The 24,969-nt window shown below is 47.3% G+C and carries 26 protein-coding genes; all 26 read right to left on the bottom strand.

What is annotated here, in order from left to right; all coding sequences use genetic code 11:
* Positions 1-2: 2 nt before the first annotated feature.
* Positions 3-464 (bottom strand): chemotaxis protein CheW, encoded by a 462-nt coding sequence (locus AC3WTP_RS16495; protein WP_492395730.1) that lies wholly within the window; start codon positions 462-464, stop codon positions 3-5.
* 26 nt (positions 465-490) lie between these two features.
* Positions 491-2,581, bottom strand: a complete 2,091-nt coding sequence (locus AC3WTP_RS16490) for a chemotaxis protein CheW (RefSeq protein WP_492395729.1) — start codon at positions 2,579-2,581, stop codon at positions 491-493.
* A gap of 39 nt (positions 2,582-2,620) precedes the next feature.
* Complete coding sequence (locus tag AC3WTP_RS16485) at positions 2,621-3,985, bottom strand: protein-glutamate methylesterase/protein-glutamine glutaminase (RefSeq protein ID WP_492395728.1); 1,365 nt, start codon at positions 3,983-3,985, stop codon at positions 2,621-2,623.
* A 102-nt stretch (positions 3,986-4,087) separates the two neighbouring features.
* Positions 4,088-4,996 (bottom strand): MinD/ParA family protein, encoded by a 909-nt coding sequence (locus AC3WTP_RS16480; protein WP_492395727.1) that lies wholly within the window; start codon positions 4,994-4,996, stop codon positions 4,088-4,090.
* A complete protein-coding gene (gene flhF / locus AC3WTP_RS16475; protein ID WP_492395726.1) occupies positions 4,993-6,345 on the bottom strand; it encodes a flagellar biosynthesis GTPase FlhF in 1,353 nt (450 codons plus the stop codon). The genes AC3WTP_RS16480 and flhF overlap by 4 nt, the downstream gene beginning before the upstream one ends.
* Positions 6,342-8,375, bottom strand: a complete 2,034-nt coding sequence (gene flhA, locus AC3WTP_RS16470; RefSeq protein ID WP_492395725.1) for a flagellar biosynthesis protein FlhA — start codon at positions 8,373-8,375, stop codon at positions 6,342-6,344. The genes flhF and flhA overlap by 4 nt, the downstream gene beginning before the upstream one ends.
* 26 nt (positions 8,376-8,401) lie before the next feature.
* A complete protein-coding gene (flhB, locus tag AC3WTP_RS16465; RefSeq protein ID WP_492395724.1) occupies positions 8,402-9,499 on the bottom strand; it encodes a flagellar biosynthesis protein FlhB in 1,098 nt (365 codons plus the stop codon).
* Between the two features lie 13 nt (positions 9,500-9,512).
* Positions 9,513-10,295, bottom strand: a complete 783-nt coding sequence (fliR, locus tag AC3WTP_RS16460; protein WP_492395723.1) for a flagellar biosynthetic protein FliR — start codon at positions 10,293-10,295, stop codon at positions 9,513-9,515.
* An 11-nt stretch (positions 10,296-10,306) separates the two neighbouring features.
* The gene (gene fliQ, locus AC3WTP_RS16455; protein WP_492395722.1) at positions 10,307-10,576 is read right to left on the bottom strand and encodes a flagellar biosynthesis protein FliQ; all 270 of its coding nucleotides are present in this window, start codon (positions 10,574-10,576) and stop codon (positions 10,307-10,309) included.
* 11 nt (positions 10,577-10,587) lie between these two features.
* Positions 10,588-11,307, bottom strand: a complete 720-nt coding sequence (fliP, locus tag AC3WTP_RS16450) for a flagellar type III secretion system pore protein FliP (protein ID WP_492395786.1) — start codon at positions 11,305-11,307, stop codon at positions 10,588-10,590.
* A 44-nt stretch (positions 11,308-11,351) separates the two neighbouring features.
* Entirely contained in the window at positions 11,352-11,900 is a 549-nt protein-coding gene (locus AC3WTP_RS16445) for a FliO/MopB family protein (RefSeq protein ID WP_492395721.1), read from the bottom strand.
* Between the two features lie 3 nt (positions 11,901-11,903).
* Entirely contained in the window at positions 11,904-12,266 is a 363-nt protein-coding gene (locus AC3WTP_RS16440) for a response regulator (protein WP_492395720.1), read from the bottom strand.
* Between the two features lie 24 nt (positions 12,267-12,290).
* Positions 12,291-13,577, bottom strand: coding sequence for a flagellar motor switch phosphatase FliY (fliY, locus tag AC3WTP_RS16435; RefSeq protein WP_492395719.1), 1,287 nt, complete (start codon positions 13,575-13,577; stop codon positions 12,291-12,293).
* Complete coding sequence (gene fliM / locus AC3WTP_RS16430) at positions 13,567-14,565, bottom strand: flagellar motor switch protein FliM (protein WP_492395718.1); 999 nt, start codon at positions 14,563-14,565, stop codon at positions 13,567-13,569. Before fliM ends, fliY begins: the two co-directional genes overlap by 11 nt.
* A 55-nt stretch (positions 14,566-14,620) precedes the next feature.
* Positions 14,621-15,082 carry a flagellar basal body-associated FliL family protein gene (locus tag AC3WTP_RS16425; RefSeq protein ID WP_492395717.1) on the bottom strand — a complete coding sequence of 154 codons (462 nt, stop codon included), beginning with the start codon at positions 15,080-15,082 and terminating at the stop codon, positions 14,621-14,623.
* Positions 15,079-15,303: a flagellar FlbD family protein gene (locus AC3WTP_RS16420; protein ID WP_492395716.1), complete on the bottom strand. Its 225-nt coding sequence runs from the start codon at positions 15,301-15,303 to the stop codon at positions 15,079-15,081. Before AC3WTP_RS16420 ends, AC3WTP_RS16425 begins: the two co-directional genes overlap by 4 nt.
* 85 nt (positions 15,304-15,388) lie before the next feature.
* Entirely contained in the window at positions 15,389-16,207 is an 819-nt protein-coding gene (gene flgG / locus AC3WTP_RS16415; RefSeq protein ID WP_492395715.1) for a flagellar basal body rod protein FlgG, read from the bottom strand.
* Positions 16,208-16,297: 90 nt separating this feature from the next.
* Positions 16,298-16,705, bottom strand: a complete 408-nt coding sequence (locus tag AC3WTP_RS16410) for a TIGR02530 family flagellar biosynthesis protein (protein ID WP_492395714.1) — start codon at positions 16,703-16,705, stop codon at positions 16,298-16,300.
* On the bottom strand, positions 16,702-17,232 hold the full coding sequence (locus tag AC3WTP_RS16405; protein WP_492395713.1) for a flagellar hook capping FlgD N-terminal domain-containing protein: 531 nt from the start codon (positions 17,230-17,232) through the stop codon (positions 16,702-16,704). The genes AC3WTP_RS16410 and AC3WTP_RS16405 overlap by 4 nt, the downstream gene beginning before the upstream one ends.
* Before the next feature lie 35 nt (positions 17,233-17,267).
* Positions 17,268-18,716, bottom strand: coding sequence for a flagellar hook-length control protein FliK (locus tag AC3WTP_RS16400; RefSeq protein WP_492395712.1), 1,449 nt, complete (start codon positions 18,714-18,716; stop codon positions 17,268-17,270).
* Between the two features lie 56 nt (positions 18,717-18,772).
* Entirely contained in the window at positions 18,773-19,687 is a 915-nt protein-coding gene (locus tag AC3WTP_RS16395) for a MotE family protein (protein ID WP_492395711.1), read from the bottom strand.
* Between the two features lie 40 nt (positions 19,688-19,727).
* Positions 19,728-20,174, bottom strand: coding sequence for a flagellar export protein FliJ (fliJ, locus tag AC3WTP_RS16390; RefSeq protein ID WP_492395710.1), 447 nt, complete (start codon positions 20,172-20,174; stop codon positions 19,728-19,730).
* Between the two features lie 15 nt (positions 20,175-20,189).
* Entirely contained in the window at positions 20,190-21,515 is a 1,326-nt protein-coding gene (fliI, locus tag AC3WTP_RS16385; RefSeq protein WP_492395709.1) for a flagellar protein export ATPase FliI, read from the bottom strand.
* Positions 21,505-22,353, bottom strand: a complete 849-nt coding sequence (locus AC3WTP_RS16380) for a FliH/SctL family protein (RefSeq protein WP_492395708.1) — start codon at positions 22,351-22,353, stop codon at positions 21,505-21,507. The genes fliI and AC3WTP_RS16380 overlap by 11 nt, the downstream gene beginning before the upstream one ends.
* Complete coding sequence (gene fliG / locus AC3WTP_RS16375) at positions 22,346-23,359, bottom strand: flagellar motor switch protein FliG (protein ID WP_492395707.1); 1,014 nt, start codon at positions 23,357-23,359, stop codon at positions 22,346-22,348. The genes AC3WTP_RS16380 and fliG overlap by 8 nt, the downstream gene beginning before the upstream one ends.
* Before the next feature lie 6 nt (positions 23,360-23,365).
* On the bottom strand, positions 23,366-24,955 hold the full coding sequence (gene fliF, locus AC3WTP_RS16370; protein ID WP_492395706.1) for a flagellar basal-body MS-ring/collar protein FliF: 1,590 nt from the start codon (positions 24,953-24,955) through the stop codon (positions 23,366-23,368).
* Positions 24,956-24,969: the final 14 nt, after the last annotated feature.

Genomic DNA, 24,969 nt, shown 5'->3' with positions numbered 1-24,969 from the left:
CATCATACCTCGAGCTGTTCTAACTGAATAATCTCATTTCGGTTCAATACTTCCGCTAGGTTCAGCATGATCAGCAGGCGATCACTGCCAATCTTAGCTACACCGCGCAAATATTTAGCTTGAATGCCGCCAACTACTTCAGGCGGAGCTTCGATGCTGTCTTCCTGAATATCGATAACATCGCTTGCGGCGTCGACGATGAAGCCGACTTCCAGATCATGCGCATTGACGATAATGATACGAGTCTGATCTGTTTCCACTGATTCCGGCAGGCCAAAGCGACCGCTAAGATCCATAACTGGTACTACTACGCCGCGCAGATTCACAACACCTTTGATAAAGGAATACGTTTTGGGTACGCGGGTAATCGGCATCATGCGTTCGATCGTCTTCACTCGTTCGACTTCAATACCGTACTCCTCGTGCGCAAGTTTAAAGACTACTACTTTAATCTCTTCTCCCATGGATAACATCCTCCTCTGATATACCTCTATTTAAGCAATGCGTTCGGATCTACGATCAGGGCAACTTGTCCATCGCCAAGTATCGTCGCGCCCGATATTCCCGGCACGGACTTCAAGTAGTTTCCGAGCGGCTTCAACACGATTTCACTTTGTCCAATGAAGTCATCCACCGCAATTGCAGCGAGTCGATCACCTTTGCGTATAATGATGATCTCGACTTCCTCTTCATCAAAGTCAGAGTAGTCAGGCGTTTCAAAAATTGAACTAAGTGACAACAATGGAATCACACTATCGCGGTAGTCCACCATCCGCAGCCCGCCGTGAATACGGCGAATCTGCTGCTTCGTTACGAGACCTGTTTCCACGATGGAAGTCAGCGGGATCGCATACTTTTCATTGCCCAATCGGAACAGCATTGCAGCGAGAATGGACAAAGTCAATGGAAGCTGGACGACAAAGGTCGTGCCTTGTCCTAGCTTCGAATTCACCACAACATGTCCGCCCAAGGCTGAGATCTTCGATTTCACAACATCAAGCCCCACACCGCGGCCGGAAATGTCCGATACCGTCTCGGCTGTGCTGAAGCCTGCTGCAAACAACAATTGAAATACCTGTTCATCCGTCATCGACGCTGCTTTATCCTGTGAAACAATGCCGTTCTTGATCGCTTTGTTCAGAACGATGTCGCGGTTAATTCCGCGGCCATCATCTTCAATCTCGATGAACACGTGATTGCCGCTCTGGTAAGCGCGCAGGTGTACAACACCTGTCTCTGGCTTGCCTGACGCAATACGATCCTCGATAGATTCAACTCCGTGATCCAAGGAGTTGCGGAGCAAGTGTACGAGCGGATCGCCAATCTCATCAATAACCGTTCTATCAAGCTCGGTATCGGCACCAGAAATGATGAAGTCCACTTTCTTGTCCAAGGATTTGGCTAAGTCGCGCACCATCCGCGGAAAGCGATTGAACACTGTATCGATAGGCACCATGCGAAGCTTAAGCACGATATTTTGCAGATCGCTGCTTACACGCGATATATGCTCGACGGTTTCAGTCAATTCCTGCTTCTTCAGCTCTCCGGCTATTTCCTCGAGTCGCACGCGGTCGATGAGCATCTCGCTCAGCAGATTCATCAGCACGTCGAGGCGATCGATATCAACACGAATCGTACGATTCTGTTGGCGTTGTCCATTGTTGGCCGATGGTTGCTCCTTAACAGGCGCTTGGGCTGCTGCAGGGCGTGGAGTTTCTACCGCATTCGCTTTAGCAGGCGTTTCCGTGACAGCAGCTGCAGGCGCAGATTCACTCACTCCCGCTTCCAGCTCACGAACTCGTTTATTCCATACGCGCAAATCTTCCAGACTTAATTCGTGAGAGTCTACGGATTCAATCTCGGAAATGCTCTCAATTTCCTGCTTGATGAAGTCTACTTTTTCCGTAGTCACGAAGTAGATCGAGAAGCCGCGTTCAAACTTTTCTTGTTCAATATCATGAGCAGGAGGCGTCGACTTCACAATCTCGCCCTTATCGCTTAAAGCTTGGAATACCATATAAGCGCGAACAGCCTTCAAGACACAATCCTCACGCAGAGAGACTCGAAGATAGACAGCATTCATCCCCGCTTCGAGTGACTGCTCTAATATGCTGCGTTGAAATTCATCCAATCCAACGTCCAGTTCTACTCCAGCTGATGCTTCAACGCTTGCTGTAGGCGCGGCAGCTTGCTTCTTATAGCCGCCGTCTACAATCGATTGGAGAGAAACTACGATGGAGGATACATCTGCTTTGCCTTCACCGCCATTCGCGATATCTCCCACCATCGATTCAAGCGCATCCAAGCCCTTGAAGAGTGTGTCGAATATGAATTCATCCATTGCCAATTGGTGATTTCTGACCAGGTCAAGAACATTTTCCATCTCGTGGGTTAATGATGCCAGGTCTTCAAAGCCCATAGTGGCTGACATTCCCTTGAGTGTGTGCGCTGAACGGAAAATAACCTGAACGATACTTACATCATCCGGTCTATTTTCCAATTCCAACATATGCTCGTTTAAGGCTTGCAAGTGATCGTTTGCTTCATCTAAAAACATGGATAAATACTGATTCAGATCCATGTTTACGCCCCCCTTCATAGGTACACCGGCATTGGGCCGTTATTGTATCGCTTTAACGATTTCTTTCGCCATATTCTGCAGATCCACAACATGTTTCACACAACCCAGCTCTACAGCAGCTCTAGGCATGCCGTACACAACACAGGACCGCTCGCTCTCCGCGAAAGTAGAGGTGACACCAACGTCAACTAGATGGCGCATCGCACGCGCCCCATCGCTTCCCATTCCGGTTAAGAGGACGATGTGCCGATTGTATGTATTCAGATCTGACAATGAATCAAACAAAGTATCAACAGATGGTCGATGTCCTGAACGTGGTTCACCGCGGTCAAGCGAGATAGCTAGTCTACCATCCGATCGTTCGACAACGGTCATGTGCAGACCGCCTGGAGCTAAATAGGCTGTACCTGAGCAGACGATTTCTCCATGCTCAGCCTCTCTAACATCTAATTCACTATAGGTGTTCAAGCGTTCTGCAAGCGACTTCGTAAAGTTCGGCGGCATATGCTGCACGATAAATACGGGTGCTTCCAACGTGCCGGGAAGTCCAGACAACAACTCTTTCAGCGCTCGAGGTCCTCCGGTTGAAGTTCCTACAGCAATAATCTCTGAGAATCGAGTCTTGCACTCCGTTGGCTTAGCCTGTACAAGCTGCCTATCTGAATGCTGTACAAGGTCCGTTGGCTCCACTCTTCGGCCTGCAGACAGTGAATTTCGCTGAGAAGGAAGTTTAGCTGGAGCAGCCGTCATGCTTTCTCTATTAGCAGGCTTAAGACTCGTCAGCCGCCCTGCTGCAATTTCCTGCTTGCCAAACGCATCACGTTTCTCTTTGGACAGTGGAGGCTTGGCCGAACTCGGCTTCACGTTTGGGAACGTGGAACGCTCCGTATGCACACTAGCATCTTTATCTGATGGTTTGTGTTGCAATGGTTCAATACACGCAGTTGTGCTCATATGTACATTAATAGCTTCTGACGGTTTCAACTGTTCGAATCGAAGCGAAGACTTGATTGCCTCATGCAGCTTTTCGATCAGCATCTCACCGACTTTTTGAATATCTTGAAACCCATTGGTCGGACTTGGCTTACATACAAAGTCGAATGCACCGTTCTCCAGCGCAGCGATTGTCTCGCGACCGCCCTCTTCAGACAAGCTGGAGAGCATAATGACAGGTTTAGGGCATTCCAGCATAATATTTTTTAGCGCATCAAGTCCGTTGCAGACGGGCATCTCAACATCCAAAGTAACAGCATCCGGCTGCAATTCCTTAACTTTCTCTAGTGCTTCTACACCGTTTTGAGCAGTACCAGCAATCGTAAAGTTGGGATCTTGCAAGATAAGATCAGAGATTATCGTTCGCATGAAAGCCGAGTCGTCCACGACCAGAATCTTCTTGGATGTCATTTCACACACACTCCTTTGGCATGAAATAGGTTCTGACGATTCGCGGCAGCTCGCAATGTATATCATTATTTTATATGTCGTGACTCGATTCGACTAGGAGATTCATCTCCAACTTTTCATCCATTTTCTAAAAAACTGCTTCATTCCTCTACTTTCCCCATAATGCTGCGGCATCTCATTGAGCTGATTCATATAAATCTGCACAAATTGTCGTAATTGCATCGCAATCTTGCTATTAGGGTAAAGCATAGAGAATGGAGTCTGTTTCTTTACAGCCTGCATGACGATAGGATCGTCCAGTAAATAACCGAGCACTGGAATATCCAGCTGCAGAAACCTTTTCGCCACTGATGTCAATCGTTCAGCCGTTTGATCGCCTTCACGAGAGTCCGTCACACGATTTACGACTAATCGAAACCGTGTCTCCGGAACCATTCCATGCACGACTTTAATAAGTGCGTATGCATCTGCAATTGCAGTAGGTTCAGGAGTAGTCACGACAAACGTTTCTTCAGCCGCGGTTACAAAACGGAGTGTTTCTTTGCTCAGCCCTGCGCCTGTATCAAATAAGATCACATCATATCGTTCTGACCAGCCTTCTAATTGAATCAGGAAGTTCTCCAGTGATTCAGCAGGCATCTCCAGCAGATCGTGGAATCCTGACCCGCCGGGAATATAGTGAATCCCTTTAGGGCCGATCTGAACGATATCTTCAAGCTTCTTCAAGCCGCTCAGAACGTGAAATAAGCTTACTGTAGAGGGTGCTCCGATCAGCACATCAATGTTGGCCATACCGATATCGGCATCGAAGATCAAGGTTCGATACCCCGCCTCTTGCAGTAAAATAGCGAAGTTAAGAGTAAAGTTGGACTTGCCAACCCCACCCTTTCCGCTTGTAACCGTTATGATACGGGTTGATCTGGTCTCTACAGTCGGCGGGGAATAATCTTGCTCAAACTTGTTCATCCCTCGAGACATTAAGTTGCGAAGCGATGCGGCTTGATCCATCATGATTGCTGCGCTCCTAACAACTTATCGATCCATTCGTCCGGCATAAATGACTTGATGTCATCCGGTACATTCTGACCGTACGTCACATAGCTGAATGGAACTCCAGTACGATCAGCTACATTCAAGATGACGCCATAAGAGTCCGTCTCATCCGACTTCGTGAATACGATACGCTGTATGCTTTGATGTTTGAATCTATCCAATATACTCAGCATATCTTCCGTTTTCATCGTTAAGCTAAGCACGAGAAACGTTTCGGAGCCAGGCAATGGCTTGATCATGGAAAACAATTCGTTGACATACAGCTCATTGCGATAATTGCGTCCGGCTGTATCCATTAAGACAAGGTCACAGTCATGAAGTTCATGCAATGCTCGCTGCAGATCGTTCGGCGATGTTACGACTTCCAGCGGTGCATTCAATATGGATGCGTAAGTTCGCAGCTGCTCTACCGCCGCGATCCGATAAGTATCCGAAGTGATGAAGCCAACCTTGCGACGATACTTGAACATCTGATCAGCAGCTAGCTTGGCAATGGTCGTCGTTTTCCCAACACCAGTCGGTCCTGCTAGATAAATGACGTTTGTTTCATTCGATATTTCGCCTTTTACATGCCCTGCCAAATGACGCAGAAGGACATCTTTCAACTGCTGCTTGAATACAGCCTCAGTCGTTATGGCATGGCTCGAAGATGAGATCCCATTCCAAGCCTCCTGAACGAATCGGTGTGCGAGATCGCTGTATACGCCCTGCTTCAACAATTGCTGCTCCGTTGATTTAACGAATTCTGGCCAAGCTTCTCGTTCCGATTTATGCATGATGGCAAGGACCATGGCCTTCATCTCTTTTAATTCTTCTCTTATATCTGAATCTGATGATACAGCTGCAGCCTTATGTTCCACAGTTGGCAGCACTGTACTTGAAAGTCCGAATGCGCCGGACGCATCTTGGCGAACCGTATTAACGGCTCTCAGAATATCTGCGGTTGACTCCTCTTGAGGAGGCGCAACCTGGCGCACTGGACGCTCATCCAGCTCGACATCTCTCGCTGCGGCTGCGGCAGTTTGAGAGGCGGTATCCTTATTCGTTTGGCTTGAATATACGTTACGAGCGAGCGATGCTGGAACTGCAGGCCTAGCGGCAGGCGTCGGCTTATCCGACTCCTGCCGCTTGGTCGCTGTATGATCGACCGCTGCTGTAACTTCAATCATGCGTTTGCGGAACATTCCCGCAAACCCGCCTGTTTTCACTTCCTTGGTGCTGACGATGACAGCGTCCTTACCCAATTCTTGACGAATCAGGCTCATCGCTTCCGGCATCGTCTCGACAAGGTATTTTTTCACCCTCATACATTCACCACTCCAACACTCTGAATTTCAACATTAGGTTCCAGCTCGTTATACGATAATACAGGAATATCCTGCATCGTCCGATCCATCAACTGGCGCAAATACATGCGAATCGTTGGGGATGACAGAATGATAGGCTGATAGCCTGATTGGAGAATACGCGTGATCTGTTCTTGAAACTTCTGGAACAGCGCCTGCGTAGTTCCAGGATCTAGAGCTAGATAGGAGCCGTGTTCATTCTGCTGAACACTTTCCGCAATCTTCTTCTCCAGCATCGGTCCTACCGTAATAACACGCAGCGTTTCTCCTGTTGTAGAGTATTGCTGTGTAATTTGACGAGCTAGGGCTTGACGGACATACTCCGTAAGCACATCAGGGTCTTTCGTATATGTACCATAGTCAGCCAAAGTCTCGAATATAGTAACAAGATCGCGAATCGATATTTTCTCGCGAAGAAGCTTAGCCAACACTTTCTGAACATCTCCGACAGTTAGAATACTTGGAATCAGTTCATCGACCGCAGCAGGATTTTGTTCCTTAACCATATCGATAAGTGCCTTCGTCTCCTGTCTGCCAAGCAATTCATGCGCATGCTTCTTAACGATTTCCGTTAAATGAGTGGCTACAACTGAAGGCGGATCAACTACTGTATATCCGACCATCTCAGCACGTTCCTTCATCATCTCATCAACCCATAGGGCTGGCAGGCCGAATGCCGGTTCCACGGTCTCAATGCCTGTCACAGAATCATCATCGTATCCAGGACTCATCGCTAAATAATGATTCAGCAGCAATTCACCATTGGCTACGATATTCCCTTTAATCTTAATTACATATTCATTAGGCTTCAGTTGAATATTATCGCGAATTCGAATCACTGGAACGACCAATCCGAGCTCCAAGGCGCACTGACGTCTGATCATGATAATACGGTCGAGCAGATCTCCGCCTTGTTGGGCATCGGCAAGCGGTATAAGTCCATAGCCGAATTCGAATTCTATAGGATCTACCTGCAACAGGTTAATTACGCTTTCTGGACTGCGAACCTCTTCAATCTGCTGCTCTTCCTCAAGCTGTTCATTTTCGATCTCCGTGCGATCCATCTTCATCTGCATGCGGTATCCCGCAAATGCTAACAATCCCGCGAATGGAAGCGTGGAAATGAGATTGATCGGTGTGAAAAACCCGAGCAGCGAGATCGTGCCTGCAACGATATACAGCAGTCTCGGATACGAAAGAAGTTGACTGCTCATATCTTCTGCTAGATTACCTTTGGATGCAGAACGAGTTACGATAAGGCCAGCAGCTGTAGAGATCAGCAATGCAGGAATCTGACTGACAAGTCCGTCACCGATGGACAAGATGGAGTAAGTTTCCGCAGCTTCTTTAAAGGACATCTCGTGCATCGTCATGCCGATGATAAATCCGCCAATCAAGTTGATGATCAATATAATGATGCTGGCAATGGCATCCCCTTTAACGAATTTGCTCGCACCATCCATCGCGCCGTAGAAATCGGCTTCGCTCTCAATCTTCTGTCTGCGTTCTTTCGCCTGCAGCTCATTGATAAGCCCAGCATTCAAGTCGGCGTCAATCGCCATCTGCTTACCTGGCATCGCATCGAGCGTGAATCGCGCTGATACCTCCGCAACGCGCTCGGAGCCTTTCGTAATGACGATAAACTGTACGATAACTAGAATTAAAAATACGATTAAGCCGACAGCGATATTTCCTTGCGATACCCATTCACCGAACGTGCGAACGACTTCACCAGCATCTGCCTCAGTCAGAATCAACTTCGTTGTTGATAGATTCAAAGAAAGACGGAATAGCGTCGTAATCAAGAGCATCGCTGGAAATATCGAGAAATCCAACGCTTCCTTCGTATTCATCGCGACCAACAAGATAATAAGCGCTAAAGAAATGTTGATGATAAGCAGTATATCCAGAAGAAACTTCGGAATCGGAAGCACCATCATCAGCACTATACCGATGATTCCGAGTAGGACAGTTAAATCTCTAACTTTCACGGCTTGTTACCTCCATCCCTGTCCGCTCATCGGACATTTCCTTTCACTTTGTATACATATGCCAATACTTCCGCGACTGCCTGGAACAGATCGGCCGGAATGGAATCACCTATTTCTGTTCGTTCAAACAGCGCACGCGCAAGCGGCCTGTTTTCCATCGTTATCACACCGTTGTCCTTCGCAATCTGTTTGATACGGAGCGCGACATAATCCTGACCCTTTGCAACCACCTTTGGTGCCTCCATCGACGCCCCTTCATACTTCAATGCGACTGCGAAGTGCGTAGGGTTCGTAATGACAACATCCGCCTTCGGCACTTCCTGCATCATTCGCATTAAAGCCATGCGACGTTGACGTTCTTTGATCTTAGACTTGATGAGCGGGTCGCCTTCCATCTTCTTATACTCATCTTTAATATCTTGCTTGGACATCCGAATGCTTTTCTCGAATTCATACTTCTGATACATAAAATCAAATATGGCTAATACACATAACGCAGCGCCAATCTTAATGCCTAGCATTACCGTAAGATTTGCAGTATACGATAATATGTCTTGCAAAGGCATATGACTCAATTGAAGAATATTATCTCTTTCTCCCCACAGGGAGAGATAAGCTATAACACCGATGATAACAAGCTTGAGAATGGACTTAAGCATCTGAACAAGAGATTTTAAAGAGAACATGTTCTTAAAGCCTTTAATGGGGTCGATCTTCTCAAACTTCATCATCAACGGTTCGGTTGTAAATAAAAACCCCACTTGCAAATAATTCACCAGAAGCGCAATTACAAAGGCTACGATGAATATTGGAGACATTAGGATTAGAAATTGAATAAGCATTTCTCCGAAGTAGGCAACAACATTCTCAATTGATAGTTCGGTCAGCAGTTGATTCTCCAACGGATCGCTAAACATATTGATCAGACGCTCTTTAAAAAAGCCCCCGAGGAACAGCATCGAACAAAACGTCAGCAGCAATATGGCCGCGCCCGAGAGCTCCATACTCTTCGCTACTTGTCCTTTTTCACGAGATTCCTGTCGTCTCTTCGGTGTAGCCTTCTCTGTCTTCTCTTGCGAGAACATTTGCAAATCTAGCTTTAAACGATACCGTGTCATCTTCATGGTGAATTGCCCCCTATCCCGGCATGACCCGCAATAGATGATCTATTGCTCTAAACATCGTCTCAAACACTTGCTGGAACACGTATATAAATCCAGGTACGAGCAAGAGCAGCACGGCTAAACCGATTATCAATTTAAATGGTATCCCGATGACAAAGACGTTAAATTGCGGGGCTGTACGCGCTAGAAAACCTAAGGCAACGTCGGTTAGGAACAGGGCGACAGCTAATGGCGCAGCAATTTGAAATGCAATTGTGAACGCTTGAACAAATGATGTCAGCAATACTTCCTGCACTGTTCCATCTTGTATCCGCTGAAAGAAATTGTTCTGGTCAATCGGCATCCACTCAAAACTTCTCATCATCCCGTCGATAAAGTAATGGTGGCCATTCATACCGAGAAATAGCAGAATGACAAATATGTACTTGAAGTTACCGATGACAGGAGCTGACATTCCTGTCAATGGATCAATAACGTTTGCGATCCCGAATCCGATCTGCATATCGATGAATGATCCTGCAATGTGTACGATGTTGAAAAATAGCTGAGCCAGAAACCCGATCAACAATCCGATCAGTACTTCTCGAATAATGAACAGCACATACATGCCGTCAAACGGCACTGTCTTACCGAATCCGAACAATAGATAGGCTATAACACTCATAAAAAACGCTAAGCCTATCTTAAACATATTCGGCACGCCTCGGGAAGAAAAGACAGGAGCTGCTACAAGAAATGCGGTTATTCGACACAAAATAAGCAAAAAAACAGGGAACGCCTGAGTGACAATTTCCATGGTTCCACAGCCTAACCGATATATTGATTCAGATTGCTCAAGATATTAGAGGTAAAGTCAACCATAATCGTCAGCATCCAAGGGCCACATATGAGAATGATCAAAAATACTGCAATAATCTTAGGCACGAATGCTAACGTTTGCTCTTGAATCTGAGTTGTCGCCTGAAAAATACTGATGATTAGTCCGACTACCAGCGCGATTATAAGCATAGGCGCGCTAACCTTAAGGACGGTGAACACGGCTTGCCCAGCTAGTCCGATAATAAATTCTGTGCTCATCGTTTCATCTCCTATACGTTAAAGCTCATGAGCAGCGACTTCACAACTAGATGCCAGCCGTCAACGAGTATGAACAGCAGGATCTTAAAGGGCAGCGATATCATGACAGGCGGGAGCATCATCATACCCATCGACATCAAGGTACTCGCGACTACCATATCTATGACTAGGAATGGGATAAATATCATAAAGCCCATCTGGAACGCTGTTTTAAGCTCGCTGATCGCAAAAGACGGAACAAGTACAGTCAACGGAATATCCTCAACAGTTTTCGGCTTCTCCGTCTGTGTATAATCCATGAACAGCAAGAGATCCTTCTCTCGAGTATGGGAGAACATGAATTCCTTCATCGGTACGGCAGCCTTCTCGAGCGCCTGAGTCTGATTCAGTTCACCTTTCATATACGGTTGTAAAGCGACCTGATTCATTTCTCCTAACGTTGGGGACATCACAAACAAAGTCATAAAGAGAGCCAAGCCAATTAGCATTTGATTAGGCGGCATCTGCTGTGTTCCGAGCGATGTACGCACGAAACCGAGCACAATCACAATCCGGGTAAACGAAGTCATCAGAATTAAGATAGCGGGAGCTAAACTTAATATCGTAATGATCAAGATGATCGACAACGTCGTCATACCTGACTGTTCTTCACCTCCGCCGATCTGAACATTAATGTCGGGGATAACTGGTGATGCTTCCGCCCAATTAGCCGCAAAGCAAGAGATCAGCATTACAGCTGCCAGCGCAACAAACCATTTCTTATTCATGAATCCATCTACCGATCTTTTTTGATATCTTCGTCTAGTAAACGCTCCACTCGAGCTTGCCGATCCGGCATCTGTTCCAGCTTCGAATGAAACATCTCATGAAACGATACTTGTTCCATCTCGTTATTCTGTTGATAATCATCAGAATGAACAGGGTCATGGCCTTTTTTGTATGACCGTCGAAGCCACTTGGTTAAGGATGCTGGCATAGATGCCGCGGATGCTTGTCGATCTGCCTGCTCAAATGAAAGCAGTAGCAGAGCAACTTGCTCGGGGTCGCTGACTTTATCCACTAATGTGATATCTTCACCGACGCCGAGCACGTATACAGTACCGCCAACCTCCACCACTTGCAATGACTTGTTCTGTCCTATACCAGTTCCGCCTAACATCCGTATGCTTTGGTTCATCTGCCAAAGCCTGTTCTTGCGGCTGAGCAATTTAATGAACAATACAATTAGAATTACAATTAGAGCAAGAGACAGCAGGACGGAAAACAAGCTTCCTATGTAATCTCCAACACCGGAAGGTTGGATTGTTGGCACATCTGAGTCCATGGTTTATCCTAGCGTTTTCTTGATCGCTTCAATAACCCGATCTGCTTGGAACGGTTTCACGATAAAGTCTTTCGCCCCTGCTTGAATAGCATCAATAACCATGGCTTGCTGACCCATCGCGGAGCACATAATTACCTTAGCGCTAGGATCTATCTTGCGAATTTCTTTAAGAGCCGTGATGCCGTCCATTTCCGGCATCGTAATATCCATCGTAATCAAGTCCGGTTTGGTTTCTTTATATTTTTCGATCGCTTGAGCACCATCCGCTGCTTCACCTACGACTTCGAAACCATTTTTCGATAAAATGTCCCGTATCATCATACGCATAAATGCTGCGTCGTCTACGATCAAAATTCGATTTGCCATTGCTGAGTATCCTCCCCAACTCAATTATTGTAGTTTTTGCATGCGTTCCCATTGATTCATGATGTCTGTAACTCGCACACCAAAGTTTTCGTCAATTACAACAACTTCCCCTTTAGCGATCAGCTTGTTATTGACTAGAATGTCCACTGGTTCCCCTGCCAGCTTGTCAAGCTCAATGATAGAACCTTGAGATAATTCCAAGATGTCCTTGATTTGCTTATGAGTCCTTCCTAATTCTACTGTGACTCTTAGCGGGATGTCCAACAATAAATTTATATTTGTGTCATCTATTTGCGATGAAGAATTTGCATGCAAGTTAGCGAATTGAACGGGCTGAACATTCACTTGTCTCGTCGGTGCAGGAATAGGAGACGTTGCTGCCTCATGATAATCATACATCTGTCCTTGTTGATTGTTCATAGGTGGATACATATTCGCTTGTTGTGGAGCATTTGGATACGTTTGCTGAGCCATTGGATTTCCACCTCCAATATGATCACCTGTATACTGAGGCGCTGCGGCCGGCTGCGTGTTCGACATTGCCCCAGTCGCACTTGCTGGAGCTTCAACAGGAGCAGCTGCTTCTAGCGTTGGCGCCGCTTCATTCGCTTGCGACATCGTCTCACCCATTAGTCGTTGAACCATATCCTTCGCGAACGGAATAGTTAACAGCTGCATGATGGTTGAGTCTATGAGATTAGCAATCGTCAGTCTAAAAGATATCTTAATAAGAACATCTTCGTTCGGCAGCATCTCACTGCCCTCACCCTTCTCAGCATTCAGAATGCCGATTCCAGGAGGAGAAATATTCACCATCTGATTGAAAATGGTAGACATCGAGGTTGCGGAAGAACCCATCATCTGGTTCATCGCTTCCTGGACAGCGCTTATATGTATCTCATTCAGCTCACCGGCAGTATTCGTACCGTCTCCGCCCAGCATCAGATCAGCAATTATAAATGCGTCAGATGTCTTGATGACCAAGGAGTTGACACCTTCAAACCCGTCCACATAATGAACATGAACTGCTACATGAGGATGAGGAAATTCCTTCTCCAGATTGTTCTTATCCAACACTTTGATGACTGGCGTCGTGATGTCGACCTTGCGACCGAGCAGCGTAGAAAGCGCAGTTGCCGCGCTTCCGAACGTAATGTTCCCGATCTCTCCAAGCGCATCGATCTCTAGCGGTGAAAGATACTGCTCCACAGATATCGGAGCTGAAGCTGCCTTCGGTTCCTCGTGATCTTCTCCAGACTTTCTAAGCAATGCATCGATCTCTTCTTGAGACAAATATTCCTTACTCGTCATCCTCTTCCACACCCTCCTGAAGCACTTGCTCAATTTGTACTGCTAACCTATCCTTCACATTGCCTGGTACTCCGATATATTTAACACGTTCACCGACTCTTACCGTTAATCCATCATCCACTTTCTTATTTAACGGTACTACATCACCGATTGTAAGCTGCATAAGCTCTTGAATGGTGATTTGTGATTCTCCAAGCTCAGCCACGATTGGCAGAACTGCTCGCTCAACACGTTGGCGGAGCTTCTCGACTTCAACCGGCGCACTTGTTCTTTTTTCCGATACAAACCAGTGATGCGCTGACAGCTTCGACATAATCGGTTCCACAACAACATGTGGAATACATAGATTAATCATCCCCGTTGTATCGCCAATCTTCGTGCTTAAAGAGATCAATGCAATCGTTTCATTCGGAGATACGATCTGCATAAATTGAGGATTGGTCTCAAAGCTTTCAAGCCTTGGACGAATGTCCAATACCGCTTTCCACGCTTCTTGCAAGCTGTCAAACGCACGACTGAATATACGTTCCATCACTGTCGTTTCAATCTCCGTCAAGCCTTGTATCTTGGACGGAGCAACGCCAGTTCCACCTAATAATCGATCCAGCATCGCCAATGCGACATTCGGATTCACTTCAAGAACCATTCTTCCCTTGAGAGGCTCTGCTTCAAAAATATTCAGAATCGTCATCTTCGGAATAGAGCGAATAAACTCATCATAGGGTAACTGTTCGACTTGTACGACGTTAATTTGCACAAATGTGCGCAATTGCGCAGAGAAATAAGTAGTTAAATATCTCGCAAAATTTTCATGGATGCGTGTCAACGTACGTATGTGGTCTTTTGAAAAACGAACGGCCCGCTTGAAATCGTATGAACGAATTTTACGCTGGGTATCTTCCTTTTTAAGCTCCTCCGCATCCATTTCACCAGAAGACAGCGCTGCTAGTAAAGCATCGATCTCGTTCTGCGACAAAACGTCAACCAATCGTTTCACCCCCTCACAGGAATCAGCTGTTTTGCGTCATGTATCTGTTTCTTACTTAAGCTCGAACCATCATGAATTCTATCACTTCAATCTGAATCACTTTACCTTGAGGCAAGATCTTATTAATCTGATCCATCAGCTTAGCAGACAATTGATCCTTACCCTTCGTTCCTTCCAGTTCTTCTGGCGTCATATCAGCTAGAGTTTTCAGAATTACCGGCTTGATCTTGATGTCTTTGATCTTTTCGAACTCTTCCAAGGTTTTTGGGCTGTCCATTTGGAACGAGAATCCGATCTGCACGATGTAATCTTTCGCTGCCAGATTCGTCTTAATGTCAGTCATGACAGATGTAACTTCCAATATATCATCCGCCGTCAGACGTTTCATATGGACTTCGCCGCTGGCATTTTGATTATTGTGCGAGTTGTTCTGGGAATTCATGACCATTATGAATACAAGCGTAATTAGTGTAATGGCCAACAACATCGTTATCATCCATGGCAATATTCGTTTCATGGTTGTCCCTCCGTTGATTGCAGCTTGACGGTTCCAGATACGGCGCCAACTGTGCTTATGTAATCTGTAATGAGGCGAATAACTTCAGGAGCCTTCTCTAAGACGATGATCTTTTTTCCATTAAACAAGGTGATGTATGTATCAGGTGTTTCCTCAACAGCTTCAATTAACAGTGCATTTACCCATACCTGTGAGCCGTTTAACCTTGTCACTTGAATCATGGTTCCACTCCTTCTCATGCCATTAGCGCCTAGACGCTCCATGTGGAGCGCCTAAGTACCAATGCTAAGCTACCCCGTTATCATTCTATCGTTTCAAATTAACTACTTCTTGCAGCACTTCATCGGAAGTGGTGATGATGCGTGAATTCGCTTGGAAGCCGCGCTGAGCCACGATCATCTCTGTGAATTCGGATGTCAGATCCACGTTGGACATTTCCAATTGACCTGAAATAATCGCGCCAGTACCTGCTTCAGCATCTCCTGGAGCTACGATCTCGATCTCACCATCAAGATTAGCGTTCGGAGTCACGCGATACAGGTTGCCGCCAAGCTTCTCAAGACCTTCTGGATTGACTACTTTAACAACTCCCAATTGTCCAACAATTTCAGAAGTGCCGTCATCCATCTTACCGATAATCTCACCATTTTGCGCTATCGTAAATGATGTTACAGCTTCATCAAGTACGATCGCATCACCGTCAACACTAGATACAAACAGCCCGTCAGAAGTGACAAGATTGCGATTCGCATCCAGGTGGAAATCACCCGCACGCGTCAAGAATGGAACTTCTTGATCAGGAGACAGCTTAACAGCGAAGAATCCATCCCCATCTATACGCAGGTCAAGAGGACGATTCGTTGTCTGCGCACTGCCGCCGGTATGTACCGTATCGATAGCGCCGATCTGTACGCCTAAGCCAACCTGTTGAGCGTTAACGCCGCCGCGCTCGTCTCCGTTAGGAGCCGTAACGCCTGACATTGTTTGGCTCATAATATCCTTGAACATAACGCGGCCGCCTTTAAAGCCCGTAGTGTTCACATTGGCAATGTTGTTGCCGATGACGTCCAGCTTCGTTTGAAACCCTCTCATGCCGGAAACGCCTGAATACATGGATCGGATCATTATTAATTTCCTCCCTTAATCTGCTTAGAACGATGTGCCCGCTTCAATCGTTCCACGGGCCCAGGCCTCCATTAAGGTCCAGCCTATTCTTTACTCAATGCATATCGCACTGTCAATCGCAGTAAATACATGTCCTTGCTTGAATGGATCATCCAGCGCGGTGATGACCGTGCGCGATGGTACGTTTACGATGTAAGCAGCGTCTTGGACGAGCAGCAGCGATTGTTTAGAGCCCTTCGATGCCGCCTGATTAATGGCATCATTCATCTTGCTCATCAGCTCCGGCGTCATGTTCATCCCGCGTTCCATCATTCTCTGCGTAGCGTGATGACTGAATTGAAGGTCTTCTGAACGCTTCAGCTCCTGTTCGAACATCCGCTTAAATGAAGCTTGATGACCCGCATTAGAGCGATTTGCCGCTTCAGCACCGTGTGTTCTGCCAGACGGCTGTATAGGTGCGGTCGGACCAATTCCTCTTATGTTGAAGTTCGGTGTCATGAGATCTCACCCTCTTGTTCAGAGGAATTACCGTCCTCACCGTTTCCGTCGCCTGACTCATTCGAAGTGCCTGGCTCGCGTATTTCAGTGATGTCCTTCATATCAATCTCGTAATCTCCAACTTTGGCATACGGTACTCCTGCACGCATGATGATGGATTCAACAGTCCCATACAACAGACCAACATTACCGGTATCGCCTTCGCCAGTAGGTTCATCCATCTGCATCCAAGTAATTTCCTTGCCAATCATCGTAGAGGACATGCCGATGGACTGCTGCATCACATTTAACTGTTCAGATATGCCCATCAACTGTTCCAATGATGTGAACTGTGCCATCTGTGCGATAAAATCCTTATCCTCCATCGGCGACATCGGATCCTGGTTCGAAAGCTGGGTAATCAGGATCTTTAGAAATGCATCCTTGCCCATCGTTTTCTCTGCGCCAGTCGGCTTAACACGATCCAAGTTCTCTTTACTGTAGTTCGGCCATACTAAATCGTTCGTAATTCCTACATTCGCGCTCATCTATTGACACCTCCTTCATCAGCGCAGTCTGCACTCTATACACTCGCTTGGAACGATGAACCTATCAATTGCTTTCTCAACAGTTCATCTTGAACATCGTCAAGCGTTTCTATTTCTCCTCTTGCTTCAGCTTCCTGTCCATTGCGCTGTGCCGAGTGTTGCCCACGGCTGCCATTAGACTGCTGGTCCCCCTGGAACATGGAGGAGCTGAGACTAGATGCATTCGATACTGTGCTATGCTGCGTAACTTCCAGCTTATCCACCTGAATGCCTTGCGATTGCAAAGCGCCGCGGAGCATAAACATCTGTTGGTCCAGCAGCTCCTTAGCTGCCGCACGCTCTGTGACAAATTGGGCAACCAGCTGACCATTTTGCATCGTTATGCGAACATCGACTTGACCCAGATTCTCTGGATACAGCGTTATCTTCGCTTCCGAAACGCCGTTTCGCGTCGTAACGAACAGCTGTTTCATAACAAAGCCGCCCATATCCTGTGCAAAATGACTCGCTCGAATCACTTGAGCAGGCTTCGAGGATTGCATACCTTCAGAACGAATGGCATACTGTCCTGCTGTCATCACCTCAGGAGAAGAATCAGCCTGAGCGATCGCAGCACTGTCATCCGTAGAAGCAGAAGCGGATAGATTTGCACCTGCCTGATTCAGCGCCTCAGCTTGCTTGCCCGTATTCACTAGGCTCGATCCGTTTGCTCGATCAGCTGTACTTTGGGCCGCACGCAGCTCGGAAACCATATCTGTGCCTTTTCCGTTGGTCACCTGTTCAGCTTGTCCCGCCTTATTCGCAGCAGCCATCGCTCCGTCAATATCAACTGCTTGTTGATTAGACAATAGAGCTGCAGCCTGCATGGAACGATTGCCGGACTGTTCAGCAGAACTTAGCTGTTTACCAGCTCCAGTGAGCAGCGTTTGAAGTGCCTCCAACAGCTCAGCGCCTTCAAGCACTGTGGATTGATTCATTGAAATGTTCTTCATAAGCGGACCCAGCAGCTCTCGCATCTGCTCTAATTGATCCCGCACTAGAATGCTCAATGTTTCCGGTTGAGCAGCGAGCGCTTGAATCGCATTAGACTGCTCAGATGAACCTTCAAGCTGTCCAAGTTCTGTAATCATCTGTGCGGAACCTGTAAACATCTGCGCTTGCTGAAGCCATTGCTGGAGCATAGCCATAAGTTCCGGATTGTTCTCTAGCAGCTGCTCAGCCTGTCCCATATCTTGAAGCAGCGAATCCAGAAGCTTGAGAAGCTCGTTTTCACCCTCTTCGACCGATTGTGGCAATACACCTGACGCGGCAGGTAAACTAACCGCCACACTTTGCGATCCAGTTGAAGTTTCACTCTGATTCATCAGCTGACTCAGTGCCGAGAGAAATCCGCCGCTTGAAGCTGCCTCCTGGGCCTTGCCTGAAGTTCCCGCGCCTTGAACGGCACCCATTGGTGCTGGAGTTGATGATACACTTATCGTCATCCTAATTTTTCACCTCCTTTCATCGATACGCTAGGACAGACAGCTTCATATTTCTCTTACTTGTTCGGTAGAATTTTAGCCACTAGCTTTGCGGTTGCAGTTTTATCCACTTCAGTCATTGCGCTTATCAGCTTAGAGCGAGTGGCGTCATCCACGTTGTTTAATATCGCGATCGCTTTCTGCTCGCTTATCTTAGCTGTTTCCAAGATAATGTCTGCTGCGCTCTTCGCTGGCATAGAGGCAAAAGTCTGGCTTAACTGTGTCGAATCGAGCTCGGTTTGAGGGGCTCCATCCGCTTCCTTCTTCTTCAAGCGAGATTGCAATGCGGCAATCTGCATATCCTCCGCAGAGGTGACATCTTTCAAGCGAATGGACACTTCCGCAGCGATCTTAGGGTTCATCTTCTCCATGATCTTTACACGGCTTTCGGTATTCATCGAGTCGAACACAAGCACCATCTCATCAATAGTCAGATTCTCCATCACCGGTGCAGCCTTGCTAGGCATCATCTTCGCGTACATGTTCGCGAGATCCTTCACTTCCTGTGCATACTCTTCTACTGTCAAGCGCTTCTGTTCATCCTTGTTCTGCAGTTCTTTCACCTGCTGAGACAAGGTATCGACTTGTTCTTCAAGCTCTTTCTTCTTGTCAGCCAGCACCCGCAGATCATTGTCTTTAGATGCGAGCAGCTCCTTCAAGTCTTTGATCTGCTCACTTTCAGATGGTTTCTGTTCCGCTGACTTCGACTCTTTCTTCTTAGCTTCAGCAGGCTTCTCAGGGTCCGGAACCAGCTTGTTGAGTACCGGCACCTGATCCGCCCATGTTAAGACGTTGTTGCGCCATTCATTATTGACCAACATGAGCAATCCGCCCAGAAGGATTATCGTAAACAATATTGGGGTAGCGAATAGCAATATTCGTTCAAGTATAGAATATCGCTTTTCTTTTTCTTCCGTCACTTCGTTAGCCAATGCGATCCCTCCTGCTTCAGCGGAGTCTGCTAAACTAGCATTAACGGGTTGCCATATGATAACGCACCGTTGCTAATTCATCCATTTCAACTTGCTCCGCTGCAGCCAATTCCTGCTTGTATGCGGCCTCCGCCTTCTCACGCGCTTTGGTCCACACCTTCTCATCGATCATTTTCAACTCTACTTCTTTTTGCTGCAGTTGGACTTTCCGTTCAGCTGTCTTGACCGATGTGATCGCTGAAGTAATCAGCTCGTCCAGATGATCGAGATATTGCTGACACCACTGCAGTTCTATTACTGATGCACATCGATCTGCCATCTCTTGAAACTGAAGTGAAATATTATGCCGTTCCTTCCTCAAGCTATCCAAGGATTGCTCCGCCGTCTGAAGTTGACCAATCGATTGCGCCAACACCCATTCCGATTGTCTCTTGGTGTTAGTCTTAAGATCCAGCACCTTCTGAAACGAATATTGAAAGGCCCGCATTCGTTATCCCTCTCCTTAAAACAGCATTTGAAGGCGTTGCACCGTCTCATCGTATGGCGCCGCATCATCTATACGCTGCTTCGTGAAATCATTAATATCCTGAATAGCATCGATTGCTTCATCTATTGCTGGATTCGTACCGCGCTGGTACGCTCCGATATTGATCAAGTCCTCGGATTCCTTATGTACCGCCAACAGCCGCTTCAATTGTTCTGCCGCTATCTGATGTTCTTCAGGAACGATATCCTTCATAACACGGCTGACGCTTGCTAGGACATCTATTGCCGGATAATGCCCTTTATGAGCGATGCTTCTGTTCAATACGATATGCCCGTCCAATATCCCGCGCACGGCGTCGGCTATTGGTTCATTCATGTCATCGCCGTCTACCAATACGGTGTAGAAGGCGGTTATTGAACCGTGAGGTCCAGTCCCGCTGCGCTCAAGCAGCTTCGGCAGCGCCGCAAATACGGAAGGCGTATAGCCTCTCGTTGCCGGCGGCTCGCCGATGGCAAGACCGACTTCACGCATCGCCATGGCGTATCGCGTCACCGAGTCCATCATCAGCATCACGTTCAAGCCGCGATCGCGAAAGTATTCCGCAATCGTAGTTGCAATGACCGCTCCTTTGATTCGGACCAATGCTGGTTGATCGGAGGTAGCTACCACAACTACCGAACGAGCAAGCCCTTCTGGGCCTAGATCGCGTTCCATAAACTCCAGCACTTCTCTGCCTCGTTCACCGACCAATGCGATAACGTTGACGTCAGCTGCCGTATTGCGAGCGATCATACCAAGCAATGTACTCTTTCCGACGCCGGAGCCTGCGAATATCCCTACCCGCTGACCGTTGCCTATCGTTAGCAATCCGTCAATCGCTTTGACGCCGACGCCAATAGGCTCAGACACACGCTGACGTTTCAACGGGTTTGAAGGTACAGCAGAGGTCGAGTACTTTGCCATTCGAGTTGGCAGAAACGAACCATCTAACGGCTGTCCTAACCCATTCAGCACTTTGCCTAACAATTCAGATCCGACTTGCACAGTTAAAGGTTTGCCTGTACCGATCACATCGCACCCTGGGCCAATATCATTCAGCTCGCCTAGCGGCATCAACAGGACCCGGTTATCGCGGAAGCCGACGACCTCCGCCATCAAAGGCTCATGACCTTTACTCGGATATATATGGCATACTTCACCGATGCTGGCATCCGGGCCTTCAGATTCGACGGTCAAGCCAATAACCTGAGTAACCTTTCCATTAACTCGCACTGGATCGATGTGTTGGAGATACTCCGTATACTTCTCCGCGTTCAACGTTAACCCGTTGCTAGCTTTCATGGTCGCTCTGCTCCTCATGCTGCATCGCGATCTGCTGCAATGCCTTCTTCAACTCTTCCAGCTGTGTGTTTATCCGAGCATCAATACTTCCTAGAGATGAACGGATTACGCATCCATGGTCCCTCACGCTGGCATCTGGAATAATAAGCAGCTCGGCCTGCGAATCAATCGCTATGCTCAGCTCTTCACGAGCAGCATGGACGAAGTTGAAATCCTCAGGCGACACGCATAACGTGATTCTTCCGCTTTCACGCTTGCGAGAAAGCTGCTTGCGTGCCAGCTCAACGATGAGCTCAGGCTCCAGCGTGAGCTGACGATCAATAATCTTCTCCGCGACAGAGCAGCTCACAGCAACTACGAAAGGTTCAGCCTCTTGAATGATCTGCTCCTTCGCTTTATAGGCCTGTTGCAGAACAGCAGCCCCCTCGCCGATCTTCTCTTCGTAGGCGATCTTAATTTCTTGCTCCGCTTGTGAGATACCCTCATGATAGCCTTGCGTATAGGCTTCCTGCTGCACAGACTCACGAAGCTGTTCATCTTCTTCTCGGCGTAGATTCCACCAAGCTTCGATCTGCTGTCTTGCCTCCTCGAGCATGCTTTCGGCTTCATCAGAGGATGCCCTCACTTGATCCTCTGCAAAGCTCTGAGCATCCAGCAAGATCGAGCGCCGAAGCTCTTCCAACTCCTTATCCTGCTCCAGCAGTCGTTCAGCAGTCATAGCCGATTCATATTCCAGCTGCTCTTGCTCGGAAAGCCTCTCACGCTCTCTTCGGATCGCCTCTAACATTCTCATCTGTTCTACTGGCACATAATGAGAAGACTTAATGATGTTAGACAATGACATCGTCTCCTCCGCCGCGAGCGATAATGATCTCGCCGGATTCTTCTAAGCGACGAATTGTAGCTACGATGCGAGTCTGAGCTTCTTCTACATCGCGCAGGCGTACGGGACCCATAAATTCCATTTCCTCGCGGAACGTATCCGCCATTCGCTTGGACATGTTGCGGAATATGGCAGTGCGAACGTCCTCACTGGCGACTTTAAGCGCAAGCTGCAGGTCGCCGTTATCAATATCCCGAATAATCCGTTGGATAGAGCGGTTATCGATATTGACGATGTCTTCAAATACGAACATCCGCTTCTTAATCTCTTCAGCAAGCTCGGGATCTTGAATTTCGAGCGAATCCAATATCGTGCGCTCTGTGCCGCGATCGACGCCGTTCAAGATGTTGACGATCGATTCGACACCGCCCGCGCTTGTATAATCCTGAGTCACAGTAGCTGATAGTTTCTGTTCAAGTACAGCCTCTACTTGACTGATCACTTCAGGTGATGTGCTGTCCATGAGCGCGATTCTGCGCGCTACGCTGGATTGCTTCTCAGGCGGAAGCGACGACAGAATCTGCGATGCTTGCTCTGTATTGAGATAGGACAGTACAAGAGCGATTGTCTGTGAACTCTCATTCTGGATAAAGTTCAAGATCTGAAGCGCGTCAGCCTTGCGAGCGAAGTCAAATGGACGAACCTGCAGCGTTGCTGTCAAACGGTTGATAATATCCACAGCCTTTGACGAGCCAAGCGCCTTCTCCAATATTTCTTTGGCGTATTGAATACCGCCTTGCGATATATATTCTTGCGCCATACAGATTTGATGAAATTCGCTTAATACGGTTTCTTTCTCGGCAGCATCCACTTTTCGGACATTTGCAATCTCTAACGTCAACTGCTCAATTTCTTCATCGCGTAGATGCTTAAATATTTGTGCTGAAACTTCCGGACCTAGTGAAATGAGCAAGATTGCCGCTTTCTGTTTGCCGGTTAAACCTTGAGATGGTCTTGCCATCTATGCTCACCTCGATTCATCTGCTAACCAAGTGCGCAGAAGATTAACGAACTCTTCTGGTTTCTTCTTCGCAAGTGTCTCCAGCTGCTTGCGCACTTGATTCTCATTCGTTGCATAATCCAAATCTATTGAAGGCAGTTCTGTTCGCGTTGGCATGAACGGCATGTCTTCGTCCTCAAACTCTTCTTGCTTACGTTTGCGGCTGCGGGCTACACCGAATGCTACTCCACCGCCGATTAGCAATAAAGCAAGGGCTCCAGCACCATACCAGACCCACGAAGGGATTGAAGTCGTACCCGGAAGTCCGTCGTTAGTCCCATTTTGAGAAATGACAGAAACTTTTGATTCCAATTCGGCGTCTGTAATATTAGTTCCGAAAGTTTTCAATTGAGCGGACACGATCGAGCCAAGAACTTTCTCTAGTGCATTGATATTGTCTTCCGTTAAATCATCGGACTCAATAGCCGTATGTATCGTTAAATCCTGCAATGCATATGGACTAGCTTCAATCGTATTTTTGATACGATTGACTTCATAGTTGACAGTACGCTGAGATTTCTCTGAATTCGTGTCGCCTGAGCCGGAAGCGCCTGGATAATTGGTAACATCTTCCGTCCCTGTTCCAACGACTCCGCCTTGATCGGCACCAGAACCGGAGAAGGATTCTTGAAGCTCTTGTACGCTAATTTCAATACCTTTCATATTTTCAGTATCGACAGGTTGAACCAGGTTCTCTTCCTTGTTCACTTTATCGAAGTTGAGATTAGCGGAGACAAGCACATTAACTTTATCGAGCTCAATTCCAGTTGCACTGGCCATAAAGCTTCTTACCTTTTCGGCTAAGTCACGCTCGTAACGGCGTTGAATGGCAAGCTGCTCTTCAACTTGACCAGCGAGAGCTCCTGTGCCGGAGCCTGCGCTGCCAGTAGCGTACAGCGGCCCTTCAGAGCTGGTTAACGTAATCTGCTCGACCGGCAGATTCGGTACTGCTGACTTAATAAGATTGAAGTATCCGTCAACTACTTGTTGGCTCGGATCAAATCCTGGTTCGAACTTGAGTATTACAGAAGCGCTTGCGAGCGGCTGTGATTCAACCGCGAACACCGTTTCTTTCGGCAGGTTGACTAACACCTGTGCGTCCTTGACGCCATTCATCTCGCGGAGAAGTCTTTCGATTTCACCGTTTAAAGCGTCCTTGTATCTAACGTCGAACACATTGTCTGTCATACCGCTCATCAACCCTTCTTCTCCGAAGGAGTCGAAGCCGAGAGAGCCGTTCTTGATAATTCCTTGAGCACCAACATCCACCTTCACCTTGGAAGCGACGGAAGTTGGAACGGATATTGCGCTGCCGTCAGCACTGAGCTGATAGTCTATTCCGCTTGTGTTCAGATACTCAATTATTCCTGCTGCATCGTTCGAATTTAGATCGCGAAACGCCAGCGTATATTCGGTCTTAGATAACTGGAAAGTTACAATTCCTATGATTAATACTACAGCAGCAAGAGTTGCAAGCATCATAGCTTTTTGCTTCTTGCTGTACTGATTCCAGTACTGAGATGCTTTTTCTCTGTACTGGGCCATTTTTTCATTCACTCCTCTTCACCCCA

Source organism: Paenibacillus sp. EB106-04-04-XG159 (assembly GCF_058791835.1).
The sequence above is the reverse complement of the archived record's forward strand: the minus strand, read 5'-3'. Positions and strand labels throughout refer to the sequence as shown.

Bases quoted from the DNA above. Each gene is read 5' to 3' on its own strand.
- fliP (WP_492395786.1), bottom strand. From the start codon at position 11,307: ATGCTGATCTCTTGCTTTGCGGCTAATTGGGCGGAAGCATCACCAGTT.
- AC3WTP_RS16405 (WP_492395713.1), bottom strand. From the start codon at position 17,232: ATGAGCGCGAATGTAGGAATTACGAACGATTTAGTATGGCCGAACTAC.
- AC3WTP_RS16490 (WP_492395729.1), bottom strand. From the start codon at position 2,581: ATGGATCTGAATCAGTATTTATCCATGTTTTTAGATGAAGCAAACGAT.
- AC3WTP_RS16425 (WP_492395717.1), bottom strand. From the start codon at position 15,082: ATGAAACGAATATTGCCATGGATGATAACGATGTTGTTGGCCATTACA.
- fliY (WP_492395719.1), bottom strand. From the start codon at position 13,577: ATGACGAGTAAGGAATATTTGTCTCAAGAAGAGATCGATGCATTGCTT.
- AC3WTP_RS16420 (WP_492395716.1), bottom strand. From the start codon at position 15,303: ATGATTCAAGTGACAAGGTTAAACGGCTCACAGGTATGGGTAAATGCA.
- AC3WTP_RS16485 (WP_492395728.1), bottom strand. From the start codon at position 3,985: ATGACATCCAAGAAGATTCTGGTCGTGGACGACTCGGCTTTCATGCGA.
- AC3WTP_RS16480 (WP_492395727.1), bottom strand. From the start codon at position 4,996: ATGATGGATCAAGCCGCATCGCTTCGCAACTTAATGTCTCGAGGGATG.
- flgG (WP_492395715.1), bottom strand. From the start codon at position 16,207: ATGATCCGATCCATGTATTCAGGCGTTTCCGGCATGAGAGGGTTTCAA.
- fliQ (WP_492395722.1), bottom strand. From the start codon at position 10,576: ATGAGCACAGAATTTATTATCGGACTAGCTGGGCAAGCCGTGTTCACC.
- flhF (WP_492395726.1), bottom strand. From the start codon at position 6,345: ATGAGGGTGAAAAAATACCTTGTCGAGACGATGCCGGAAGCGATGAGC.
- AC3WTP_RS16400 (WP_492395712.1), bottom strand. From the start codon at position 18,716: ATGACGATAAGTGTATCATCAACTCCAGCACCAATGGGTGCCGTTCAA.
- fliJ (WP_492395710.1), bottom strand. From the start codon at position 20,174: ATGCGGGCCTTTCAATATTCGTTTCAGAAGGTGCTGGATCTTAAGACT.
- fliR (WP_492395723.1), bottom strand. From the start codon at position 10,295: ATGGAAATTGTCACTCAGGCGTTCCCTGTTTTTTTGCTTATTTTGTGT.
- AC3WTP_RS16440 (WP_492395720.1), bottom strand. From the start codon at position 12,266: ATGGCAAATCGAATTTTGATCGTAGACGACGCAGCATTTATGCGTATG.
- flhB (WP_492395724.1), bottom strand. From the start codon at position 9,499: ATGAAGATGACACGGTATCGTTTAAAGCTAGATTTGCAAATGTTCTCG.
- AC3WTP_RS16410 (WP_492395714.1), bottom strand. From the start codon at position 16,705: ATGACACCGAACTTCAACATAAGAGGAATTGGTCCGACCGCACCTATA.
- AC3WTP_RS16445 (WP_492395721.1), bottom strand. From the start codon at position 11,900: ATGGACTCAGATGTGCCAACAATCCAACCTTCCGGTGTTGGAGATTAC.
- fliG (WP_492395707.1), bottom strand. From the start codon at position 23,359: ATGGCAAGACCATCTCAAGGTTTAACCGGCAAACAGAAAGCGGCAATC.
- AC3WTP_RS16495 (WP_492395730.1), bottom strand. From the start codon at position 464: ATGGGAGAAGAGATTAAAGTAGTAGTCTTTAAACTTGCGCACGAGGAG.
- fliI (WP_492395709.1), bottom strand. From the start codon at position 21,515: ATGAAAGCTAGCAACGGGTTAACGTTGAACGCGGAGAAGTATACGGAG.